2 pseudogenes are annotated in these 929 nt (G+C 71.2%); one reads left to right on the plus strand and one right to left on the minus strand.

Annotated elements, in window-relative coordinates:
- Positions 1 to 207 (minus strand): annotated as a pseudogene (locus G6027_RS12775) (leucyl aminopeptidase); the annotation flags it as partial.
- Positions 208 to 349: 142 nt separating this feature from the next.
- Here G6027_RS12775 and G6027_RS12780 point away from each other — a divergent pair.
- Positions 350 to 929: pseudogene (locus G6027_RS12780) on the plus strand (glycine cleavage system protein T); the annotation flags it as partial.

Below are 929 nucleotides of genomic sequence, written 5' to 3' on the forward strand. Positions count from 1 at the left end.
GGCCAGCGTGGCCAGCGCCGCGGTGACCTCGCCGTCGAGACCGGGGGCGACGACGACGGGGGCCGCGTCCGACTCGCCACCGCCATCACCGCGGTCGGCGCCCGCGGCGATACCGACCACCACCACCTCGGACTCGACAGGCGTCGTGACGGCCTCGATCGCGGCGAGGTCCGGGCTGTGGGTGAGGATCGACTGCGCGGTGGGCATGAAGCACTCCTGGTGGTCGGCGGGGACGTACGGGACGTGTCAGATGCCCTGATGACGTGGCGGGACCGCCACGGCCAGGGCACCATAGTCTATCGACTACCGTGGGAGCACAGCCGTACTGGAGAGCGCGAGGAGTGGCCACATGACAGACACCGGGGACCTCTACGAGGGGCCGCTGCACTCTCGTCACGTGGAGGCCGGGGCCACCTTCGCCCCCTTCGGTGGCTGGTCGATGCCCGTTCAGTATTCGGGCACCGTCGCCGAACACCACGCCACCCGCACGACCGTCGGACTGTTCGACGTCAGCCACCTGGGCAAGGCGCTCGTGACCGGACCCGGCGCCGCCGGGTTCGTCAACACCTGCCTCACCAACGACCTCGACCGGATCTCCGCCGGCAGCGCCCAGTACACACTGTGCTGCGACGAGTCCGGGGGGGTCGTCGACGACCTCATCGCCTATCGCGTCTCCGACGAGGAGATCTTCCTCATCCCCAACGCCGCCAACACCGCCGAGGTGGTGCGGCGGATGCAGGCCGCCGCCGCCGAGCGGGCGCCCGGGGTCAGCGTCACCGACGAGCACCGCTCCCGCGCCGTGATCGCAGTGCAGGGCCCGCTCGCCGGGGAGGTCCTCACCGCGGTCGGTCTGCCCATCGACCTGGACTACATGGCCTTCGTCGACGCCGACTGGTCCGGCGTCCCCGTTCGGGTCTGCCGCACCGGGA

The organism is Dietzia sp. SLG310A2-38A2 (assembly GCF_014145095.1).
Taxonomy (GTDB): domain Bacteria; phylum Actinomycetota; class Actinomycetes; order Mycobacteriales; family Mycobacteriaceae; genus Dietzia.